The organism is Lentzea rhizosphaerae, from assembly GCF_042649515.1.
Classification (GTDB): domain Bacteria; phylum Actinomycetota; class Actinomycetes; order Mycobacteriales; family Pseudonocardiaceae; genus Lentzea; species Lentzea aerocolonigenes.
In genome coordinates this window covers 162862-183782 of record NZ_JBHRZI010000017.1, presented here as the reverse complement: position 1 = coordinate 183782, position 20921 = coordinate 162862, and the positions used below count along the sequence as shown (strand labels likewise).

Annotated in this window: 19 protein-coding genes; 14 read left to right on the top strand and 5 right to left on the bottom strand. The window is 67.4% G+C overall.

Translation table 11 applies throughout. From position 1 onward, the window contains the following. Positions 1 to 11 precede the first annotated feature (11 nt). The 8 genes from ACFOWZ_RS22415 to ACFOWZ_RS22380 all read left to right on the top strand — a co-directional run bounded on the left by ACFOWZ_RS22415 (position 12) and on the right by ACFOWZ_RS22380 (position 7511). Entirely contained in the window at positions 12 to 1859 is a 1848-nt protein-coding gene (locus ACFOWZ_RS22415; protein WP_382375479.1) for an Hsp70 family protein, read from the top strand. Positions 1860 to 1912: 53 nt separating this feature from the next. After that, on the top strand, positions 1913 to 3163 hold the full coding sequence (locus ACFOWZ_RS22410) for an MFS transporter (protein WP_382375477.1): 1251 nt from the start codon (positions 1913 to 1915) through the stop codon (positions 3161 to 3163). A gap of 9 nt (positions 3164 to 3172) precedes the next feature. Next, entirely contained in the window at positions 3173 to 3367 is a 195-nt protein-coding gene (locus ACFOWZ_RS22405) for a DUF3046 domain-containing protein (RefSeq protein ID WP_030464969.1), read from the top strand. A gap of 146 nt (positions 3368 to 3513) precedes the next feature. Beyond that, the gene (recA, locus tag ACFOWZ_RS22400) at positions 3514 to 4560 is read left to right on the top strand and encodes a recombinase RecA (RefSeq protein ID WP_030464968.1); all 1047 of its coding nucleotides are present in this window, start codon (positions 3514 to 3516) and stop codon (positions 4558 to 4560) included. A 13-nt stretch (positions 4561 to 4573) separates the two neighbouring features. After that, positions 4574 to 5083 (top strand): regulatory protein RecX, encoded by a 510-nt coding sequence (locus ACFOWZ_RS22395; protein ID WP_030464967.1) that lies wholly within the window; start codon positions 4574 to 4576, stop codon positions 5081 to 5083. 398 nt (positions 5084 to 5481) lie between these two features. Then, positions 5482 to 6108, top strand: coding sequence for a nucleotidyltransferase family protein (locus ACFOWZ_RS22390; protein ID WP_382375474.1), 627 nt, complete (start codon positions 5482 to 5484; stop codon positions 6106 to 6108). A 46-nt stretch (positions 6109 to 6154) separates the two neighbouring features. Beyond that, a complete protein-coding gene (locus ACFOWZ_RS22385) occupies positions 6155 to 6607 on the top strand; it encodes a MarR family winged helix-turn-helix transcriptional regulator (RefSeq protein WP_382375472.1) in 453 nt (150 codons plus the stop codon). Between the two features lie 109 nt (positions 6608 to 6716). Continuing rightward, entirely contained in the window at positions 6717 to 7511 is a 795-nt protein-coding gene (locus ACFOWZ_RS22380) for an alpha/beta fold hydrolase (RefSeq protein WP_382375470.1), read from the top strand. A 55-nt stretch (positions 7512 to 7566) separates the two neighbouring features. Here the strand turns inward: ACFOWZ_RS22380 and ACFOWZ_RS22375 are convergent, their stop codons facing one another. After that, positions 7567 to 8367: a S1 family peptidase gene (locus tag ACFOWZ_RS22375; protein WP_382375468.1), complete on the bottom strand. Its 801-nt coding sequence runs from the start codon at positions 8365 to 8367 to the stop codon at positions 7567 to 7569. Positions 8368 to 8555: 188 nt separating this feature from the next. Here ACFOWZ_RS22375 and ACFOWZ_RS22370 point away from each other — a divergent pair, with 188 nt between their 5' ends. The 3 genes from ACFOWZ_RS22370 to ACFOWZ_RS22360 are packed head-to-tail and all read left to right on the top strand — an operon-like array spanning position 8556 to position 11238. Beyond that, entirely contained in the window at positions 8556 to 9299 is a 744-nt protein-coding gene (locus ACFOWZ_RS22370) for a hypothetical protein (RefSeq protein ID WP_382375466.1), read from the top strand. A 42-nt stretch (positions 9300 to 9341) separates the two neighbouring features. After that, positions 9342 to 10112, top strand: coding sequence for an RNA ligase family protein (locus ACFOWZ_RS22365; protein WP_382375464.1), 771 nt, complete (start codon positions 9342 to 9344; stop codon positions 10110 to 10112). A gap of 46 nt (positions 10113 to 10158) precedes the next feature. Continuing rightward, positions 10159 to 11238, top strand: coding sequence for an AAA family ATPase (locus ACFOWZ_RS22360; protein WP_382375463.1), 1080 nt, complete (start codon positions 10159 to 10161; stop codon positions 11236 to 11238). A gap of 254 nt (positions 11239 to 11492) precedes the next feature. Here the strand turns inward: ACFOWZ_RS22360 and ACFOWZ_RS22355 are convergent, their stop codons facing one another. After that, complete coding sequence (locus ACFOWZ_RS22355) at positions 11493 to 12722, bottom strand: DUF4142 domain-containing protein (protein ID WP_382375461.1); 1230 nt, start codon at positions 12720 to 12722, stop codon at positions 11493 to 11495. 259 nt (positions 12723 to 12981) lie between these two features. On the opposite strand from ACFOWZ_RS22355, the gene ACFOWZ_RS22350 reads away from it, so the two are divergent. The 3 genes from ACFOWZ_RS22350 (at position 12982) to ACFOWZ_RS22340 (ending at position 16720) form a co-directional block, all read left to right on the top strand. Beyond that, positions 12982 to 13509, top strand: a complete 528-nt coding sequence (locus ACFOWZ_RS22350) for a sigma-70 family RNA polymerase sigma factor (RefSeq protein ID WP_382375459.1) — start codon at positions 12982 to 12984, stop codon at positions 13507 to 13509. Between the two features lie 4 nt (positions 13510 to 13513). Continuing rightward, a complete protein-coding gene (locus tag ACFOWZ_RS22345; protein WP_382375836.1) occupies positions 13514 to 13945 on the top strand; it encodes a zf-HC2 domain-containing protein in 432 nt (143 codons plus the stop codon). A 234-nt stretch (positions 13946 to 14179) separates the two neighbouring features. Beyond that, entirely contained in the window at positions 14180 to 16720 is a 2541-nt protein-coding gene (locus ACFOWZ_RS22340) for a BREX system ATP-binding domain-containing protein (RefSeq protein WP_382375458.1), read from the top strand. On the opposite strand, the gene ACFOWZ_RS22335 is transcribed toward ACFOWZ_RS22340, so the two are convergent. The 3 genes from ACFOWZ_RS22335 to eda form a co-directional block, all read right to left on the bottom strand. Then, positions 16680 to 17882 carry an MFS transporter gene (locus ACFOWZ_RS22335; RefSeq protein WP_382375456.1) on the bottom strand — a complete coding sequence of 401 codons (1203 nt, stop codon included), beginning with the start codon at positions 17880 to 17882 and terminating at the stop codon, positions 16680 to 16682. The genes ACFOWZ_RS22340 and ACFOWZ_RS22335 overlap by 41 nt on opposite strands. A gap of 32 nt (positions 17883 to 17914) precedes the next feature. Beyond that, positions 17915 to 19876, bottom strand: coding sequence for a PEP/pyruvate-binding domain-containing protein (locus ACFOWZ_RS22330; RefSeq protein ID WP_382375454.1), 1962 nt, complete (start codon positions 19874 to 19876; stop codon positions 17915 to 17917). A 215-nt stretch (positions 19877 to 20091) separates the two neighbouring features. Beyond that, complete coding sequence (gene eda / locus ACFOWZ_RS22325; protein WP_382375452.1) at positions 20092 to 20739, bottom strand: bifunctional 4-hydroxy-2-oxoglutarate aldolase/2-dehydro-3-deoxy-phosphogluconate aldolase; 648 nt, start codon at positions 20737 to 20739, stop codon at positions 20092 to 20094. Between the last annotated feature and the right edge of the window lie 182 nt (positions 20740 to 20921).

Genomic DNA, 20921 nt, shown 5'->3' with positions numbered 1-20921 from the left:
AGGGGAGCACGGTGCGCGTCCTGTCCGTCGACCTGGGCACCGCCAACACGGTTGCGGTGCTGTCCGACCACGGTGTGGTGGATGTGGACGGAGGGCCGACCATGCCCTCCTCCGTCTACCTCGACGAGGACGGCACCCTGCGCGTCGGCAGGGAGGCGGAGCGGCGGTCGCGCCAGGACCCGTCGCGCTACGAGGCGAACCCCAAGCGCCACATCGACAAGGCGACGATCAAACTCGGCGAGCAGAACCTGCCGGTCAACGACGCCCTCGCGGCGATCTACGCGCGCGTGATGGAAGCCGTCACGCCGTTGTTGCAGGGTGCGCAGCTCGACGAGATCCGCCTGACGCACCCCGCGGAGTGGGGTCCGAGCAGGCGCAACAAGCTGCTGTCCTCGGCGAGGCTCGCGGGCATGACCGGTGACCTGGTGCCCGTGCCGGAGGCCATCGCGGTGGCCTCGCTCGGCGGCGGCCGCCCGCTCGCGGTCTACGACTTCGGCGCCGACACGTTCGACGTCTCCGTGCTCGACGCCGAGCACCGCATCCTCGCCGACGGCAGCCTCAGCGACGTCGGCGGACTCGACATCGACCAGGCGCTGCTGGAACACATCGGCCGCAGCGTCTCGCACAAGGACCCGGCCGGCTGGCAGCGGTTGCTGCGCCCGGCCACCATCGACGACCACCGCGCCCGCCTCGGCCTGCGCGAGGAGCTGCGGCTCGCGAAGGAGGACCTCTCCGAGCTGCCCCAGGTCGAGGTGCTGATGCCGGAGCCGTTCGAGAAGGTCGTCGTCACGCGCGGCGAGCTGGAGGCGTTGATCCGGCCGAGCCTGATCCGCAGCGCCGAGCTCCTCATCTCCACCGTTCGCAAGGCCGGCGTCACGCCCGAGCACGTCTACCTCGTCGGCGGCTCCTGCCGGATGCCGCTGGTCGCGCAGGTCATCGCGGAGAAGGTCGGCATCGTCCCGACCAACCCCGACCACCCGGAGACGATCGTCGCGTCCGGCGCGCAGGTCGTGGACCGGGCGACGATCACGCTCAAGGCCGAGGACGACAAGCCCAAGTTCGTCGAGCCGCCCACGGTCGTCACCGCGCCGGTCAGCCCCGCCGTGACCGGGCCGCACCCGGTGAACCCGAACGTCAGCGGTCCGAACCCCGTGATCAGCGGCCCGTACCCGAACCCGAACGTGAGCGGGTCGTACTCCGCGAGCGGCACCTACCCGGTGTCCGGGCCGTTCGCGGTGAACCCGAACGTCAGCGGCAGCTACCCGATGAACTTCCCGCAGCAGCAGGCGCCGAAGAAGGACAACAAGAAGGTCCTCCTCGGCATCGGCGGCGCGGTCGTGGCGGTGGCCGTGGTCGTCGGCGCGGTGTTCGCGCTGTCCGGACCCGATCTGCCCAGTGCGGACGAGTGCAAGAACGACACCTCGCAGGACGGTCAGGGCTTCACGAAGTGCCTGCGCCAGCTCGCGGGCCACGTGCCGGACGGCGGTGGCTGCGAGAAGGCCGACTCCGCGCAGATCACCGGCATGGAGGAGATCAAGGGCACGGTCGTGAGCTGCACGATCCGCGACGGCTACGCGGTCCAGTACATCCTCACCGACAGCGTCACCGGCGCCGAGAACAACGCCGAGGCCATCGCGAAGTCGTTCCAGACCGACCGCGTCGAAGCCGACTGGACCGGCAACGGCCTGGAGGGCAACTACCGCGCGGCCACGTCCAGCGGTACCGGCGTGCTGGTGTTCACGGCCAAGGGACGCCCCATGTTCGGCATCCTCACCAAGACCGCCGAGGAGAACGCCGACGAGCTCAAGCCGGACGAAATGGCCGATTTCTTCGAGAAGTCCGTTCAACCGGGTGAGTAACCACCCCTGATGGACCTGTCGGCGCGCCTTCGAAGCGTGCCACCATCGCGATCATGGTGACCGTCGCGCCGCAGGTCGAACGCGTGCAGCGCAAGGTCGTTCGCGTGCTGACCGGTACCCAGGTCCTGGGGGCCGCGTCGGTGACGATCGGCCTCGCGATCAGCACGTTGATCGCCGCGTCGCTGTCCGGCTCCGACGCCGTGGGAGGCCTCGCGCAGACCGCGGCCGTCGCCGGTGCCGCGCTGCTCGCCCTGCCCGGAGCCCGTCTCGCGCAACGGCGTGGGCGTCGTCCCGCGCTCATCCTCGGCTACGGCATGGGCGCGTTCGGCGCGTTAGTCGCCGCTGTCGCCGTGGGACTGGGTTCGTGGCAGTTGTTGTTGGTGGGGCTCCTTCTGTTCGGAGGGGCTTCCAGTGCGAACTATGCGGCTCGTTATGCCGCAACGGATCTGGCGGATCCACAACGCCGTGCGCGCGAACTCTCCCGTGTGGTGTGGGCGGCCATGATCGGCGCGATCATCGGTCCGAACCTCGCCGATCCCGCCGGACAGGTGGCCGCCTCGCTGGGCCTGCCGGTGGGCGTGGGGCCGTTCCTGCTGGCGGCCGCGGTGCTCGGGGTCGCCGTGCTGGTGATCCAGCTGGGACTGCGGCCGGACCCGCTGGTCGTCGTGAAAAGCACCCGACCGGTTGAATCTCCGCACTGTTCCGGTGGGGGTGCTCCCGGTGGTCTGCGGATCTGGGGGTCGCTCGGGCCGATGGCACGACTTGCACTCGTTGGAGTGATGTTGTGCCACACCGCGATGGTCGGGCTGATGTCGATGACACCGGTGCACATGAACCACGCGGGGTCGTCGTTGCGCGTGGTCGGCGTCGTGATCAGCCTGCACGTCGCCGCGATGTACGCCGCGAGCCCGTTGTTCGGGTGGATGGCGGACCGGCTGGGCCGCGTGCCGGTGCTCGCGATCGGCGCGTCGCTGGTGGTGGCGGCGGCCGGGGTCGCGGGGATGGCGCCGTCGCACGACGCCCCGCAGCTCGCCGCGGGACTGACGCTGCTCGGGTTCGGCTGGTCGGCGGGACTGGTGTCGGGGTCGGCGCTGCTGACGGAGTCCGTGCGGGTGGAGGACAGGCCGGCCGCGCAGGGACTGTCCGACCTGGTGATGAACGTCGGCGGCGCCGTGGGTGGCGCTGTGTCCGGGATCGTCGTGACGGCGTGGTCGTACGCGGCCCTCGGTCTGATCGTCGGGTTCACCGCGCTGCCGCTGCTGGTCGTGTGCCTCTTCGCGTCGCTGCGCAGGACCGTTGGTTAGGGTCTGCGGGTGCGCATCACCATGTTCCGCAAACTCATGGCAGGGGAGTTCGGCCAGGTCAGGGCCGAGATGATCGCCCACGACCACGTGCTGTCGTCGCTGGGAGGACGCACCGCCGACCAGGCGCTGGAGGCCGGAATCGGCGCCAAAGAAGTCTGGCTGGCGGTCTGCGACGCGTTCGAAGTTCCTGAAAATCGTCGCTGAGCTGGCCGTTCGGAGTGTCGCGTGTGCTCGAACACGTGTTCGGCTAGAGTGGCTCCGACCCCGGCTTCGCAAAATTGTCAGACCCCGCCAGTAGCGTCAGGTCCAACATGACGAAGCAACGGCAGACGACAAAAGGTGGACCCAAGATGGCACCCGCAGCACCCGACCGGGACAAGGCGCTCGAGCTGGCCCTGGCGCAGATCGACAAGCAGTTCGGCAAGGGCTCCGTGATGCGCCTCGGCGAAGAGGGCCGCGCCCCGATCGAGGTCATCCCGACCGGTGCGATCGCGCTGGACGTGGCTCTCGGCATCGGTGGTCTGCCCAAGGGTCGTGTCGTCGAGATCTACGGTCCGGAGTCGTCCGGTAAGACCACCGTCGCGCTGCACGCGGTCGCGAACGCGCAGCGCAACGGGGGCATCGCCGCGTTCATCGACGCGGAGCACGCGCTCGACCCCGAGTACGCGAAGAAGCTGGGCGTCGACACCGACGCGCTGCTGGTGTCGCAGCCCGACACCGGTGAGCAGGCGCTGGAGATCGCGGACATGCTGGTCCGCTCCGGCGCGCTCGACATCCTGGTCATCGACTCGGTCGCCGCCCTCGTGCCGCGCGCCGAGATCGAGGGCGAGATGGGCGACAACCACGTCGGTCTGCAGGCCCGCCTGATGAGCCAGGCGCTGCGCAAGATCACCGGTGCGCTCAACGCGTCCAACACCACCGCGATCTTCATCAACCAGCTGCGCGAGAAGATCGGCGTGATGTTCGGCTCCCCGGAGACCACGACCGGTGGTAAGGCGCTGAAGTTCTACGCCTCCGTGCGTCTGGACGTGCGCCGCATCGAGACCCTGAAGGACGGCGGCGAGCCCGTCGGCAACCGCACCAGGGTCAAGGTCGTGAAGAACAAGGTCGCGCCGCCGTTCAAGCAGGCCGAGTTCGACATCCTCTACGGCAAGGGCATCAGCCGCGAGGGCTCGCTCATCGACATGGGCGTCGACCAGGGCATCCTGCGCAAGTCCGGTGCCTGGTACACCTACGAGGGCGACCAGTTGGGTCAGGGCAAGGAGAACGCCCGCAAGTTCCTGCTGGACAACCCGGACATCGCGAACGAGGTCGAGAAGCGCATCAAGGACAAGCTCGGCATCGGCGCCACGCTCGACGCCGACGAGACGGCTCCCGCCGCGCCCGTCGAGTTCTAAGAGGTCGTGAGGTTTGGACGAGGCTGAGGAGCAGCGCAAAGCACGGGACATCTGTTACGCGCTGCTCACCGCCCGCGCCCGTTCCCGGCACGAGCTGAACGAGGCGTTGCTGCGCAAGGGAATCAGTCCCGGCGTGGCGGAGTCCGTGCTCGGCAAGTTCGACCGCGCCGGCCTGATCGACGACGCCCAGTTCGCCGAGATGTGGGTGCAGTCGCGGCACAACTACAACGGCCTGGGCCGCCGCGCCCTGGCCATGGAGCTGCGCCGCAAGGGCGTCGCGGACGAGCTGGTGGCCGAGGCGGTCGCCGCGGTCGACGGCGAGGCCGAGGAGGAGAAGGCGCGCGAGCTGGTCCGCAAACGGCTGCGCACGATGTCCGGTGTGGACGAGACGGCGAAGATCCGTCGTCTCGTGGGGGCGTTGGCGCGCAAGGGTTACGCGGAAGGGCTCGCGTACCGCGTGGTCCGCGACGAGTTGCGCGCGGCCGGTGACGAGGCTTCGGCTCTGGATGAGCCCTGGTCGTAGAGCCGGTGTCGGGCATGCGGTTCGGCCGGCTCTTGAGGGATGAACAGGTCGGCGTGTTGCGGTCAGCGCGTGGTCGCGAGGTCCTGTGCGTGGCTGGTGGTGGGGCTTGGGTTGTCGATGGGCTTCGGTCGTGAAACCGTTGTTGCCCATGTTGTTCGGCCGCCTCCCGCTGGACGAGCAGGCCGCAGCGTTCTGGGTGATCCTCGCGCGCGACGAGTTGCGCGCGGCCGGTGACGAGGCTTCGGCTCTGGATGAGCCCTGGTCGTGGAGCCGGTGTCGGGCATGCGGTTCGGCCGGCTCTTGAGGGGTGAACAGGTCGGCGTGTTGCGGGTGGCGCGTGGTCGCGGCGTACTGCGTGTGGCTGGTGGTGGGGCTTGGGTTGTCGATGGGCTTCGGTCGTGAAACCGTTGTTGCCCATGTTGTTCGGCCGCCTCCCGCTGGACGAGCAGATCGCCGCGTTCCGGGCGACCCTCGCGCGCAATGAGCTGCTGATGGAGGTCTTGGCGCGTGCTGTGAAGCTCGACCTTCCCGGCTGGTACCTGACCGCCGGGTGCGTGTTCCAGACCGTGTGGAACGTGGTGACCGGTCGACCTCCGACCGAGGGCATCAGGGACTACGACCTGTTCTACTTCGACGACTCCAACCTCGGCTGGGACGCGGAGAACGCGGTCATCCAGGCAGGCGAGCGCGCCTTCCACGGCCTGCCCGCGGCCGTCGAGATCCGCAACGAGGCCCGCGTTCACCTCTGGTACGAGGACCACTTCGGCGTTCCCTGCGCGCCGTACACCTCGACCGAAGCGGCCATCGACTCGTTCGCGGCCACCACCTGTTGTCTCGGCATCCGCGTCGACGACGACGACCGGTGGCGCATCTACGCACCGCACGGCCTGGCCGACGTGTTCAATCTCGTCGTCCGCCCCAATCCCGTGCTCGCTCCGCGCGGCGTCTACGAGGCGAAGACTCAACGATGGTGCGAACAGTGGCCCGGACTCACCGTGCTTCCGTGGCCCGGCGACGCCCCGTGACGGATCATCACCACTTGGGCGGTTCGCCCCGAGTAGCCTGAAAGTCGTGAGCACCACTCCCGACGCGCCGTCCGCCGGTACTCCCACGGTCGCCGACCTGCTGTGCTTCGACCTCTACACGACGTCGCGGGCGGTCACCGGCTTCTACCGCCCGATCCTGGACAAGGCGGGCATCACCTACCCGCAGTTCCTGGTGATGTTGCTGCTCTGGGAGCGGGACTCGAGGCCGATCCGGGAGCTCGTCCGCGAACTCGACCTCGAGTACAGCACCCTGTCGCCGTTGATCAAACGGCTGGAGAAGAGCGGGCTCCTGGTGCGCGTCACGCACCCCGACGACGAGCGTTCCGTGCTCGTCCAGCTCACCGACAAGGGCCGTGACCTGCAGTGGATCGGCGCCGAGATGACCAACCAGCTCGGCACGGCACTCGGCATGACCAACGACGAGATCGCCGTCCTGCGCAAGGCACTCCACCGCGTGAAGCACGGCGCCGAGCGCTAGTGGCCTGAAACACATCGCGTGCGAGGTATCTCGTCGGGTAACTTGCATCGTGCACGACCTAATCGAGCGCGATGCACCAGTCGGTGCCTGACGAGAGAGTGAGAGAGCAATGCGAGTTCGTAAGGTGTTCGCCCTTTTTGGAACCCTGCTGGCGCTGGCTGCTGTTGTTCCGTCTGGTGCCGGCGCCTCGGACGACAAGCACGGTGCGAAGAAGCCGACGATCGTGCTGGTGCACGGCGCGTTCGCGGACGCATCGAGCTGGAACGGTGTCGTAGAACGCCTACAGCGCAAGGGATTCCCGGTCGTCGCGGTGGCGAACCCGCTGCGGTCGCTCACAGGTGACGCGAGCTACCTGCGCAAGGTCCTCGCCTCGATCGACGGGCCGATCGTCCTCGCCGGGCACTCCTACGGCGGCATGGTCCAGTCCGAGGCCGCCCTCGGGAACCCGAACGTGAAGTCGCTCGTCTACGTTGCGGCGTTCGCGCCGGAGAAGGGCGAGAGCGCGCTCGACCTGTCGAACAAGTTCGCGGGCAGCACCCTCGGCGACACCCTGTCGACCATCGACATCGATGACGGCAGCAAGGACCTCGTGATCCAGCAGGACAAGTACTGGCAGCAGTTCGCGGCCGACGTCTCCCGCAAGGACGCGACGCTGGCGGCGGCCACCCAGCGGCCGGTCAACGACACCGCGCTGACCGAGAAGGCCGGCGACCCCGCGTGGCACGCCATCCCGTCGTACTTCGTGGTGGCGGGCAAGGACAAGAACATCCCGATCGCTGCGCAGAAGTGGATGGCCGAGCGCGCCAACGCCCGTGCGGTCGTCGAAGCGCCGGACGCCTCGCACTCGGTGGCGGTGTCCCAGCCGGAGATCGTGGCCGACCTGATCGTGCGCGCCGCGAGGTAGTGGAAGACGAGGAAGCCGGGACGCGGGCAGGGGCGTCCCGGCTTCCTTCACGTCGTCAGGGCTTCGCGACCTTGCAGCCCGGCAGCGACAGGTTCAGCGTCGTGCCGGAACCGAAGCAGGAGACGAAGTCGAACGTCTGCTGGCCGTAGTTGATGCCCTTGCGGACCGTGACGTTGCCGGCGGCGTCGACCTCGCACGGGTTGTTCATCGTGCAGCGGCCGCCGCTTTCGTTGCCGGTGTTGTTGACGCCGACGACCTTGCCGCTCACGCTGTCGATGATCGGCGAACCCGAGGTCCCGCCGATGGTGTTGCACGACGACGTGTAGCGCAGCGAGTCGCGCCAGGTCCAGTCGGCTTCCTTGAGAGTGTTGACGAAGCCGTCGATCTGGCACGAGTAGATCCGCTTCCAGTAGCCGGAGACGACGCGGATCTCCGTCCTGGCCACGGGATGCGAAGCCGACAGCTCCAGTGCGCGGCTTCCGTGCTGCTGCTGGATCTCGCCGTAGGTCTTGTTGAGCTGGTAGAGCGCGGCGTCGGTGCCGGTCATCGTCGCGTAGACGAGCTTGGTGCCGGTCAGGGTCGCGATCTTCGAGCCGGAGCCGTTGAGCAGGCTGAAGCTGCGCGTCACCGACCGGTTGACGATCACCTGGCCGGGCTTCATGAGTTCGACGCAGTGCCCGTTCGTGAGCACGAGCGCTTTGTCCGCGGGTGCCGAGCTCGGCAAGCGAACCAGTGAGCCCGAGCAGTTGTTGAGCGCCACGATGCCGGTGTAGTCGACGGCGGCCTGTGCGGGTGCCGTCGTCACACCGAGTGCGGCGATCGCCGCGAGCAGGGTTCCGACGAGTCGTCGTGCCATGTGCAGGGTTCCTTTCAGGGATGGCATCCAACGCCAAGCCTGTACGGATCGTAGCCGTCTCGCTACCTTCGGAAGTCGGCTGACAGGTCGGTGGTAGCTCGATCGAGTGACGGCCGGGGTGCAGCGCTAACGGGTGAAGCGGACCAATCGACGTCGTGGTCACACATCGCAACCCGCCAGGAGCCCTGATGACCTACCCGACGCAACCCGCCTACGCCCCTCCTCCGATCGCACCGCAGAAGCCCGCGCGGTTCGGTGCGCTCGCCTGGACCGCGTTGATCCTCGGGATCGTCGGTGTCGTCGGCTCGCCGGTCATCATCTTCAACAACCTCACCGCCATCGCGGCGTTCGTCGGTCTCGTGCTCGGCGTCATAGCGCTGTTCGGCACGCGCAAGATCCTGGCGCTCGTCGGCGTCGCGCTTTGTGTCGCGGCGATCGCCTTCACGGTGCTGGCGCAGCAGTCCGCCGTCGCGGAGCTCGACAAGATCGTCGACGGCAGCGCGGGCACCAGCGAGGTTCGGAAGCCCGCCGGGGAAACCTCGACTTGGGGCAAGCGCTACACGTGGGCCAATGGTCTCTCGGTCGACGTCGCCGAGCCCGTCGCGTGCACGCCCGGCCAGCATGCGGCACCGTCGGGCATCGTGCGCGCGGTGAAGTTCAAGGTCACCATCACCAACGGCACGAGCGCCGCGTTCGAGACTGCGCTGCTGTCGCTCGGCAACGACGCGCAGTTCAACGGGCAGAAGGCCTCGAAGGTGTTCGACGGCGTCGGTGGTGGCTGCGGCAGCACGGTCGACAACACGACCGTGCTGCCGGGCAAGACCTACACCTACGAGGTCGTGTACTCGGTCGGCGCGCAACCCGGTGAGATGCAGCTGGTGTTCGAGCCGAGCTTCAACTCCGACAAGGCGGCGTTCGTCGGTCAGGCGTAAACCGTTCGCGAGCGGGCGCTCGGACGGGTTACAAATCGGGGCATGTTGCGCAAGTACCCGCGAACGCCCCACCTCGAGGGCTCGCGCCTGCAGCCGGGCGACGAGGACCTCGACCAGGTGCCGTTCCGCGCGATCGCGGGACGGCACCTCGTCGTCGAGGAGAAGCTCGACGGTGCCAACGCGGGCATCAGCTTCGACTCCGGCGGCGTGCTGAAGTTGCAGTCACGCGGCCATTTCCTCACCGGCGGACCTCGCGAGCGGCAGTTCGCGCTCTTGAAGGCGTGGGCCGCGACGCATCAGGGTGTGCTGTGGGAGAGGCTCGGCACGCGGTACGTCCTCTACGGGGAATGGCTCTACGCCAAGCACACCGTGTTCTACGACGCGCTGCCACACCACTTCTGCGAGTTCGATCTGCTCGACCGCGAGACCGGCGAGTTCCTGTCCACACCGGAACGCCGCCGGATGCTGTCCGGCACGCCGGTGGTGTCCGTGCCGGTGCTGCACGAAGGACCGTTGCGGAGGGTGAAGGACCTGACCGCGCTGATCGGCCCGTCCACGTGCCGCACACCGGAGTGGCGAGACGTGTTGGTGGAAGCGGCTCGCGCGGCAGGGCAGGACCCGGAGGCCGTTGTCGCGGAAACGGATTCGGACGACGACATGGAAGGCCTCTACATCAAGGTGGAGGAGGACGGGTGCACGGTCGAGCGCTACAAGTGGGTGCGACCGACGTTCGTCACCGCAGTGCTGGACTCGGGCAGCCACTGGCAGGACCGCCCGATCCTGCCGAACCGGGTGGTGGTTCCCGGTGTTTGAGTCGCTCTGCCCAACTGGTCCTCAGTGGACGCTTGACTGGGACGCCGTGCGCTCGGCGTTCCCGTGGATCCGTGCACTGGAAGGCGTGCCGCAGGATCCGGTGCACCACGCGGAGGGCGACGTCGCCACGCACACGCGGATGGCCTGCGAGGCCCTCGTGTCACTGCCGGAGTGGCGGACCAGGCCGGAAGCGGACCGGGTGCAGCTGTTCGCGACGGTGCTGCTGCACGACGTGGCGAAGCCGTTCCGCACGCAGATCGAAGACGGCCGCATCACCGCGCACGGCCATTCACGCGCGGGAGACCTTCTAACGCGCAAGGTGCTGTGGGAGATGGGACGCCCGATCGCCTGGCGCGAGCACGTCGCCGCGCTGGTACGGCACCACCAGGTGCCGTTCTGGGCGCTGGAGCGGCCGGACCTCGACCGCATCGCGTTCCGGGTGAGCCTTCTCGCGCGCAACGACGACCTCGCGACCCTGGCGCGCGCCGACATCCTCGGCCGGATCTGCGGCGACACCGAGTCGGTGCTGGAGAACATCGCGTTGTTCGAGGAGTACTGCCGCGAACGCGACTGCCTGGACCGGCCACGTGAGTTCCCGTCCAGCCACGCGCGGTTCCAGTACTTCCGCACACCCGGTCGCGACCCCGGCTACGCGGCCTACGACGACACGCGCCTCGACGTGACGGTGTTGTCGGGCCTGCCCGGCGTCGGCAAGGACCACTGGATCGCCACGCACCGTCCGGGCTGGCCGGTGGTGAGCCTGGACGCGGTGCGCTCGCGCCTCGGCATCGCGCCCGACGGTGATCAACGTGCGGTGGCGGCCGCGGCCTTCGAGGAGGCGCGGACGTTGCTGAGGGCGGGGGAGCGGTTCGTCTGGAACGCGACCAACATCTCCCGGCAGCTGCGCGAGCGGTGCATCGGGCTCGCCGCGGACTACCGCGCACGGGTCACCCTGGTCGGGCTCGAGGCACCGAAGAACGTGATCCACGCTCGCAACAGCGCGCGCCCGGAACCGGTGCCGGCCGCCGTGATCGACCGGCTCGTCGACAAGTGGGAGGCGGTCGACCCGACCGAGGCGCACGTCGTCGAGCTGGTGGACACAGCCCTGAACTTGCCTCGTACGTGATCTCAGCGGTTCAACCCCAAGATCTATATATCAGCTCGAACGTCGGCGTCACGCCGCCGCACCGCCGCCGTTCACCTTAGTTATGTCAACCCGGTACTGCGCTGACCTGCCCCTTAGCAATGACTCTTTGGACTTCGTCGTCAAAAGAGTCATTGCTAAGGGGTGAGCAGGGGCCCGGCTGGCTGGCGGAGGGCCTGCCGGGCGGTGATACATCGGTCGGCGAGGGCGGCAGCCGATATATCAGTGGGGCGCTGCTAGCGGCGGTGTTCGCCTCGGTGGCCGACTGCTCGGACGAGCCACAGCGTGCCCGCGCCGGCGACCACCAGGACGGCGATGCCGGTGAGGAAGCCGATGCTCATCGGCGAGTCGTCGGGTTGGGTGGACGGGCTGCTGTTGGGCTTCTGCTGGGTGATCGCCGGGATGTCGGTCATCTGCAGCGAGTTCGACTTCACCAGGCCGGTGCCCTCCAGCAGCAGCATGTGCTTGAGCATGAGGGTCAGGCCGGTTTGCGCGGCGACGCGGGCAGGGGCGCTCTTGGTCGTCGCGCGGGCCTGGGCGACCTGGACGATGAGTGAGCCGTCAGCGGCGCGGGACAGGTTCGCGTACATCCGGTCGAGCTCGTCGCCCGAGCTCGATGAGATCGCGTTCGCCCACGACTTCTGCTCGGTCGTCGGTTCGGCCGGGAGATCCACGCCGAGCTGCTTCGCCGCGTCGGCTACCGCCTGCGCCAGCTGAGTCTGCTCGGCGGCTAGCTGGCCGGCGACCTTGCGGACCTTCGCGTCGCGTGCCCGGTCGGAGCTTTCGCGGCTGGCCGGTTTCTGCCAAAGCGAATGCTGAGCGAGCAGAACGAGCAATTCCCGGTCCGACGGCTCGACTTTCTGACCGATGATGCGGACGGCGTTCACCTGTGCCTTGGCGGTCACCAATTCGAGCGCCGAAGGGTCGACGAGTCCGGTGTTCTCGAGAAGCGTCATCGTGCGGACCAGCATTTGCACCGTTTGGTGGGCGACTGTGCGAATTGCGGTGTTCTGCGTTGTCGCGCGTGTTTGCGTGGCCATCACGAGGAGCCCGCCCTGCGCCTGCCGGACGATCGTCGCGTAGGCGCGGTCGTGGTTGTCTCCGGTGCGTGCGGCCATCTCGTTGATGAGTGACTGGTGTTCACTGCTCACGTCGTTCGGCAGTACCACTCCGAGATCGCTGGCGGATTTGAGCAGATCGACGTCGAGCCTGGTGTGTCCTTCGAGAATGTCCCGTCCCGCGTTGTTGATCGCTGCATTCGTGGTGCGTGCCGGGACTTCTTTGCTCACCGGAACGAGCCATGAGTTCGCCTGGCGCAGAGAAACCATGAAAGAGCGATCGGATGGTTGTACTTCGGTGGACTGCGCATTTGCGGGGATCGCTCCGATGACGACCCCAAGAAATGCGACAGACAGGGCGGTAAACAGCGCTGCGTGCTGCCCCAGCGTGCCCAACCGGTGACGCATAGTGCCCGTTCCTCCCCGCGATCGAGCTGCCTTCAAAGGTGATACGCGCAGGTGAGGTCAGGGTTCACCCGCATGCGCACATATGGATGTGACGTGCATCACACAACAACATGCGAACCATTTGGACTTGATTTACGTACCCGAGAGGATTTCGTGTTCACGATGTAGGATGCGATAGATTCCACGCTCGGCCACCGAGTCGCTAGGCCTGCCGCCCGAAGCGAACACGTCGCCGATATCTGGGGAGGTCGCAAGCTTCATGGGTGATCAGGGCAAGGTCGCGGAAGTCCAGCAGGACGAGGAATTGCTCACTCTCCTCTACGGGCAGTTCCAGCGGATGTTGTTCTCGCAAGTTCTGTGCCTGACCAACTACGACCGCCAGTGGACTGAAGATGTCGTTCAGGAGACGTTGATCAGGGCTTGGCAGAACTCCGCACATCTTGTTCGTGAACCGGGGATGTTGCGCGGATGGCTTTGTACTGTGGCTCGTCGCATTGTGATCGACGGATGGCGCAGCCGTCAGGCGCGCCCGCAGGAAGTGGAATTGCTGCGACCGGACATCGCCGAATCTCCGGACGACACGGAACAGACACTTTCGGTGATGGTCATTACCGATGTAGTACGCCAATTGAGTGACGAGCACAGGTCGGCCATTTACGAAACGTATGTCATGGGACGAACGGTGAAGGAGGCCGCGATCGTTCTCGGAGTCCCGGAAGGAACCGTCAAGTCCCGGCTGTACAAGGCGATGCACACGATCCGTCGGGCGCTGCAGGACAGGAGCTAGCGTGATGGTGACTCGTCAACCACATCACGAGTACGAGCAGGAGTGGACAAACGGCGAAAACCGCACGAGCCCGGATGGGCCGTGCGGTGATGTCGCGGCGTATGCGCTCGGGGTCCTGGAGCCTGCGGAGCACGTGATCTTCTCCCGGCACCTAACCGGGTGCGAGGGCTGCCGCAGAGACGCGGCCGACTTCGGTCTGTTCGCGCCGGCCTTGCGGCCGGTGCTCAGCGAGAGTCCACCGGGTACTGCGCGTCAGCCGTGTGGCGTCACTCGCAGCATCCTGCTGGTGGCGGCGGGCGTCGTGGTGGCCGTCGCCGCGGTGCTGTCGGTCGTGGACTCGCTCTCCTCGCACGTCGAGGACCCGATCGAGGTCGGCATCCTCACGCGCGCCGAGTCTGCTCAGCTCGAGAGGTTTCCGCTGCTCCAGCGCGTGTAACTCCCGACGGGAGCGCGTGAGCAGGCAGGCGAGGCGCAACCAGCCGCGCACCAGCCTGGCGAAGATCATCGCTTGCTCCCGCTCACCACTGCGAACAGCTCACAGTTCCGTTAACCGTTACCTGTGGGTAAGTTTGCCCGACGACGAAGCGCAGGTCTTTACGGTCGACACCGAAGGAACACCGGAACGTTCGACCTGCGGTCCTCTCGGTACCGAAGGCAGGGGTAGACAGAGGTGACATCTCCACTACTCGGCCGAGACGCGGAACTCGCTGCTCTCGGACGCTTGCTGGACGACGCCCTGCGCGGAACGGGCTCGTGCGTGGTCGTCACCGGTGGCTTCGGCATCGGCAAGACGGCGCTGCTCGACGCGTTCACCGCCGAGGCCCGTGAGCGCGGCTTCACGGTCCGTCTGGCCAAGAGCGCCCGCCTGGAGAGCCACCTGCCCGGCGCGGTGGTGCGCCAGCTCGCGCCGTGCCTCGCGAACGAACACGACCTCGAAGAGCTCTACGCCCGTGCCGTGAACTCCGCGCGCAAGGCACCGATCCTCATGGTCGTCGACGACGTGCACGTCGCCGACACCTTCTCCAAGCGCGCGCTCGCGTACCTGCGGACACGGCTGCAGAACATGCCGGTCGTCATGGCATTCGGTGCTTCGCAGGGCTACCTGTCCACGGACGAGGTGACGCTGCCCGAGATCGCCGGCGCCCACCCCCACCGCATCGACCTCGAAGGTCTCGACGTCGCGGCCGTCGAGCGCCTCACCGAAGGGTTCCCCGGCAAGGACCCGCAGCGGTGCCACGAGCTCACCGGCGGCAACCCGTACCTGCTCCAGGCCTTGCTGCGCGAGGAAGGCGAGGGCTCGGCCGCGGTCGGCGAGATGATCGGCATGAGGCTGCGCGAGTACACCGGTGCCGCGGAGGTCGCCCGCTCCGCCGCCGTGCTGGATGGTGACGCCGGCCTCGAACTGCTGTCCGCCCTCACCGGTTTCGACGCGCTGCCTGCCGTCGACACGCTCGTCCGGCTCGGCGTGCTGGCCGACACGGACCCGCTGACGTTCCGGCATCCGTTCGTGCGCAACAGCATCCTCGCCGACATGCCGGTCGCCGTCCGCTCCGCCGCGCACGCCCGCGCGGCCTGGCTGCTGTTCGAATCGGACGCTCCCGACGACCGCGTCGCCGAGCACGTGCTGAAGGCCAGGTCCGTCCGCTTGCCGTGGTCGGTCGACCTGCTGCGGGAGGTCGGCGGCGTCGAGCACCTGGAACGGGCGCTCGAGGAGCACCTCTCCGACTCCGACCGGCTGTCGATCGAGGCCGAGCTCGGCCACGCGGAACACCTGAAGGACAACGCACTCGGGCGCGACCGCGTGCGCGACGCACTGATCCAGTGCGAGGACCCGCACCTCGCTGCCAGCGTCGCGTTGTCGTTGATCCAGCGCATGTGCACGGGCTCGGACGCCCACTTCGCGGTCTCCCTGGCGATCATGGTCATCGCCCGGCTGCTGCCCGAGGACCGTGACATGGTGTGGAACCTCGTCTGCACCACCTACCTGCTCGCCGCCAACCGCGACGCCCGCATGGCCAACTGCGCCGGCAAGTACTTCGACGACCTCATCGGCGAGATCCCGCAGGACCCGAACCTCAAGCGCGCGCGGTCCGCACTGCTCGCCGTCGGCAACGCCCGCAGCGGCGACTCGTCCGCGGAAGCCGTCGAGCACGCGCTGGAAGCCCTCGACGGCGAGTGGGTCGACGTCTTCGGCGCGCCCTACCTCTTCACGTTCCTGGTGCCGGTGCTCGGCGACGATCCCCAGCACATCAACAAGTTGTGGCTCTCGCACAGCACCGCGCCTGTCTCGCACGACCCGCACCTGCGCCGCGGAATGCTCAGCATGATCGCGCGCGCCACCGCCTTCCACAACAGCGGTGACCTCGCCCGCGCGTACACGTTCCTGACACCACCGGTCTCGACCGGCAACCTCGACTGCCCCGCTGTTCTGCTGGCCACCGCGAAGCTGGCCGAGGTCTGCATCGAGATGGGGCAGTTCGACGAGGCCGCCCAGCTCGTCACCGAAGACGGCGACCTGTTGCAGCACATCAACGTCGTCTACGCCCGCGGCCGGCTCAAGCTCGCGTCCTGCCACGCGGAGGGCGCACTGGAAGACCTGCTCGAGGTCGGCCGGCGGCTCGCCTCGCGCGAGATGCCCAACCCGGCGCTGGTCGCGTGGCGTCACCACGCCGTCCGCGCGTACCTGGCGCTGGGCAACCGCGACGACGCTGCCAGGCTCGCGCACGAGGAGCTCGACCTCGCCAAGCGGTGGGGTTCCACGAGGGTGGTCGGGACCGCGTTGATGAGCGTCGGCATCAGCACCGACGACATCGATGTTCTCGTCGAGGCCGAACAGCTTCTCGCCTCGTCACCGCACCGGCTGCTGCACGCCCAGTCGTTGTACTGGCTCGGCCACCACCTGCGCCGCAAGGGCCGCACCGACGCGGCCGCCCCGCACCTGCGGCAGGCGTTCGAACTGGCCCGCCACCTCAGCGCGCACCCGTTGGCCAAGCTCGCGGGTGACGAGGTCCGCGACGGCGACGACCAGGTGCAGGGTCTGACCAGGCAGGAGAACCGCGTCGCGCGGATGGCGGCGCAGGGCCTGACGAACCGGCAGATCGCCGAGACCCTGCACCTCACCCGCCGCACGGTCGAGCTGCACCTGTCGAGCGCCTACCGCAAGCTCGGCATCACGGGACGGGCTGAGCTCGTCGCCGCCTTGTGGTCCTGACGGCGATCAGCAGGCCCGCCAGCAACGCCATCAGGATCACCGTGACGACGGACGACAGCACCAGGAACTCGTTGAGCTGCCCGCCCGCGAGATAGGCGCCGAGTGCGATAGCGACCACCGCACACACGGCACGGTCCATGATGGACTCCATCGAAAGAAGCGTTGCGCGGTAACGGGAATCCGGGATCGCGTCGTTGAGCAGCTTCTTCTGGACGGGGAAGCTCATGCCCGCGGTCACCGAGAACAGGCACAGCAACACGATCGTCACGGCCCCGCCGAATGGGACGATGAAGCCGATCGACAGCGCCATCACGACCGTCAGCACGAACACCGACCGCGCCGGCCCGATTTTCTTCGACAGCCGGTGCGGGCGTGCGGCCGCGACGGCCTCGAAGATCGTCATCGCCGCGAGGACCGAGCCGTACCAGGTGACCGGGACGTTCTTCGACTCCAGCACCGGCTGGAACAGGTTGACCTGCAGGATCCTGACCAGCGTGAACATCGCGATGCCCTGGATCATCAACAGCAGCAGCCACCGAGACTTCCTCAGCGCCCCGAACGCTCCGCCGACACCGGCCAGCAGCTTGGACGTCTTGCCCTCCGGTCGTTCCCAGCCGGGGATCGGTGGCAGCTTCAGCGCGAGGACCACCGCGATCGCCGCGTTGATCGCGGTGAGCCAGTACGGCGACGGAGTGTTCCACTGCATCAGCAGACCGATCACCGGCCAGTACACGATCTTGCCGACCAGGCTGTACGACCGTCCGACGCCCTCTACCTTGAGATAGAGGTGGCCCGCGTCGTGCGCGTGGAGGTACTCGTACAGGTACGCGCTCTGCGCGCCCGAGATCAACGACCTGGCCAGCGCGATCAGCAGGAAGTGGACCAGGAACCCGGTGTAGCTGCCGGCGAACACCGGCACGACGTTCGCCACCACCAGAACGCTTGCCCCGAGCCACAACGACGTGCGGTAGTCGAACCGGTCCGCGACCATGCCTGTCGGGATCTCCATGAGGCAGAACGCGATGTAGTAGATCGACTGGATGCCGAAGATCTCTGCGTCGCTCAGCCCGAGCTGCTTCTGGTACTCGTAGAAGATCGGGATCCACAGCAGCAGTCCGAAGAAGAACTGGAAGCCGTACGTCAGGCGGACGGCACGCGCCACTTCCGGAGTCGCCGGTACGCGAAGACCCAGCATCAGATCGCGTACGGCCGCAGCTGCAGGACGTACAGGACCTCGTCGGTCGCGAGCCACTCGATGTCGACCGGCGAGTCGAACGTGTAGTCCGGCGAGAAGTGCGACTGCAGCAACCGGCCCACGATCGCGAGCCGCTGCAGCTGCGCGTGGCCGTTGACGTCCAGGTCCTTCGTGGCGTCGCCCAAAGAGACCGTGCGTCCGCCACCCTCCACAGTGGAGTAGAGGAACTGCATCGGTTGCCTCGAACCCTCGACGACGTCGGTGACGTTCGGCGAGACGTTGATGTAGACGTTGCGGAAGTCGTTGCGGTTCATCGGGTTCGTGGTCACCATGACGCCGCCGAAGTCCGCCTTGACCTGCTCCTGGATCACCACGCCCATGAAGCAGTCGTCCAGTGAGATGCCGGCCTGCTGCCGCAGCCGCACGCTGCGCGCGGAGACGAGCGAGGCCCACACGTCCTTGACCGACTCCACGATCTTCTCGGCGCTGGTGACGTGGTTGTAGGACTCGTAGATGCCCGCGGCGGAGAACCCGGCGAGGTCCTCGGCGTTCGACGAGCTGCGCACCACGAACGTCCGCACGCCAGCGAGGTTCTCGACGAGCGCGGTGTCCAGTTCGGACAGCAGGTAGTCCGGCACACGGGTTTTGCGGATCAGCTGCTGCAGCTCGACGCACAACGGCTCGATCTCGCGGGCGTTGAGCTCCAGCGCCATCTTGAGCTTGCCGATGGCCTGCTGGATCTTCGGCGACGACTCGAGGAAGCCCTGGTGCATCGAGAACGGCAACGCGATGCCGCGCGGCACCCGGACCCGTTGCGCGAGCAGCTGCTGGGCGGCGGCGAGCAGGTCTTCGTCCTTGCCGAGGAGTTTCGCCAGGTAGGGCAGGAGGTTGTCCCGCGGCGGGCGCGGCACGGAGAAGAACCCGAGCAGGCGGCGCGGCGACTCGCTCCCCAGCACGTGGTGCAGCTCGCCGAGGTTCGCGGCCTTGGTGCCGTAGCGGTGGCTGTCGTTGTAGCGGATCCTGCCGAGGTCGACGATCGGGTTGTAGGTGTCCTCGGGCTCCTCCAGCGTGACGCGCTGCGCGTACCAGGCAGGGCGCCGGCCGACGTCGTCCGGTTCGTCGATCAGCCGCAGCCCGACTTCGGCGCCCTTCGCCGACACCTCGTACTCGACCCACTGGCCGTCGAGGTTCTCCCGGTCGATCAGGTCGAACGCACCGATCTGGATGGCGTTCGGAATGGACCAACCGGTCGCCAGGACGTTCGTGTGCGACAGGGGAGTGGTGTGGCTCGCGTTGATGATGCCGGCCAGCCGCGGAATGTCGTCCGGAACACGATGCATCACGACGATGTCGAACCACTCCAGCGTGTTCTCCCGGTACTCCTGCTCGGTCCGGAATGCGCGCAGCCGCCCCTTCGTCGTACCGGGGTTCAACGCCACGAACTCGGCAGTGGAGAACAATTCGTGCGCCAGGATGCGTGGAAGCCTTTCCACCGGCAGCTCCGCTACCGCCTGTTCCTGGAGGTGGTTCGCGGGCTTGAAGAACAACGGCACGGCCGCGTCGACGTTCTTGCGCACCTCGGCGTAGAAGAACTCGATCATATCGGCGGACATCGTGTCGACTTCGACCGTCTCCAGCGAGAACATGCGCTTGTCCTCGCGCTGGTGCAGCGACAGGATGCCGAGGAAGAACCGCCGGTCAGAGGCGTGGTAGAAGCCCTGGTTGAGCTCGTCGATCCGCGCGCGCACCTCGTCCTCGCCGATGCCGAGGATCTCGGTTCCGATGTAGAGCGCGTGGAACTCGTGACGCGCGTTGTTCAGGAAGTGAATCGTCACGTTGTGCCGATCGACGACCACTTTGACGAACGAATAACCACCCAGACTGCCGGACAGCTGGTTGAACGCCGACATCGTCAGCGGTTCTCCGACCAACCCCGCCACGTCGGCTTCCTGGACAGCCACACCTGCTCCTCTCGTGCGTCATTGCAGCGAGGAAGTGTGACAGCCACGGGCAGTGGCCTTATCTCTGTTGAAATCTCAATTGGCCGCCATCTGGTTCATGTTTCCTCAAACTTCCGTTAATAGGAGACCGGCGTCACCTCCCGTTGGGTGAATGTTCCAACGTGGTGGGACGCCGGTCTCGTGGTGTGAGCCGAATTTCCGGTTCGTGACCTGGGTTACGCGAGCTGCGAAGCCTCACGGGCGAGCGTCTCGATGCGGTCCCAGTCGCCGGCGTTGAGGGCGTCCTTCGGGGCGAGCCACGAGCCGCCGACGCAGCCGACGTTCGGCAGCGCGAGGTAGTTCGGCGCGGTCTGCGGAGTGATGCCGCCGGTCGGGCAGAACCGGACGTGCGGGATCGGCCCGCCGATCGACTTCAGGTAGTCGACTCCGCCTGCGGCCTCGGCGGGGAAGAACTTCAGCGCGTTCAGCCCGCGCTCGGCCAGCCGCATGACCTCGGACACCGTGGCCGCGCCCGGCAGGTACGGCAGGCCCGTGGCGTCGGCGGCATCGAGAACGCGGTCGGTCGTGCCAGGCGTGACGAGGAACGCGGCCCCGGCCTTCGCCGCCTGCTCGGCGTGCTCCGGCGCTGTGACGGTGCCCGCGCCGATCACGATCTCCGGCACCTCGCGCGCGACGTTCTCGATCGCGGCGAGCGCGGCCGGGGTGCGCAGCGTGAGCTCGATGACGCGGACCCCACCGCGCAGCAGTGCCTGGGCGAGCGGCACCGCGTGGTCGGCGTCGTCGACCACGACGACGGGGATGACGGGCGAGAGCGCGAGCAGGTCCGCTCCAGTGGTCGCCCGAAGATTGTCACCGCTGGTCACGAGTGCACTCCTTGCCGGATCTGGGATCGAAAACCGATATATCGCATGCTGCCACACGCCCTCCGCGCCCCACCCGGATGCAAAAAACGTTTGCGGACGAAGTCAAAAGACTCATTGCAAAGGTCCGTGGGCGGGGCGGTGAAGGGCGGGTTTGGTCGGGCGTCGCCGACCCCTTTGCAACA

What these genes read in the sequence shown, in the direction of transcription:
- ACFOWZ_RS22410 (WP_382375477.1), top strand. Translation starts at nt 1,913, where the DNA reads ATGGTGACCGTCGCGCCGCAGGTCGAACGCGTGCAGCGCAAGGTCGTT.
- ACFOWZ_RS22355 (WP_382375461.1), bottom strand. Translation starts at nt 12,722, where the DNA reads ATGCGTCACCGGTTGGGCACGCTGGGGCAGCACGCAGCGCTGTTTACC.
- ACFOWZ_RS22365 (WP_382375464.1), top strand. Translation starts at nt 9,342, where the DNA reads ATGTTGCGCAAGTACCCGCGAACGCCCCACCTCGAGGGCTCGCGCCTG.
- recA (WP_030464968.1), top strand. Translation starts at nt 3,514, where the DNA reads ATGGCACCCGCAGCACCCGACCGGGACAAGGCGCTCGAGCTGGCCCTG.
- ACFOWZ_RS22350 (WP_382375459.1), top strand. Translation starts at nt 12,982, where the DNA reads ATGGGTGATCAGGGCAAGGTCGCGGAAGTCCAGCAGGACGAGGAATTG.
- ACFOWZ_RS22375 (WP_382375468.1), bottom strand. Translation starts at nt 8,367, where the DNA reads ATGGCACGACGACTCGTCGGAACCCTGCTCGCGGCGATCGCCGCACTC.
- ACFOWZ_RS22380 (WP_382375470.1), top strand. Translation starts at nt 6,717, where the DNA reads ATGCGAGTTCGTAAGGTGTTCGCCCTTTTTGGAACCCTGCTGGCGCTG.
- ACFOWZ_RS22370 (WP_382375466.1), top strand. Translation starts at nt 8,556, where the DNA reads ATGACCTACCCGACGCAACCCGCCTACGCCCCTCCTCCGATCGCACCG.
- ACFOWZ_RS22345 (WP_382375836.1), top strand. Translation starts at nt 13,514, where the DNA reads ATGGTGACTCGTCAACCACATCACGAGTACGAGCAGGAGTGGACAAAC.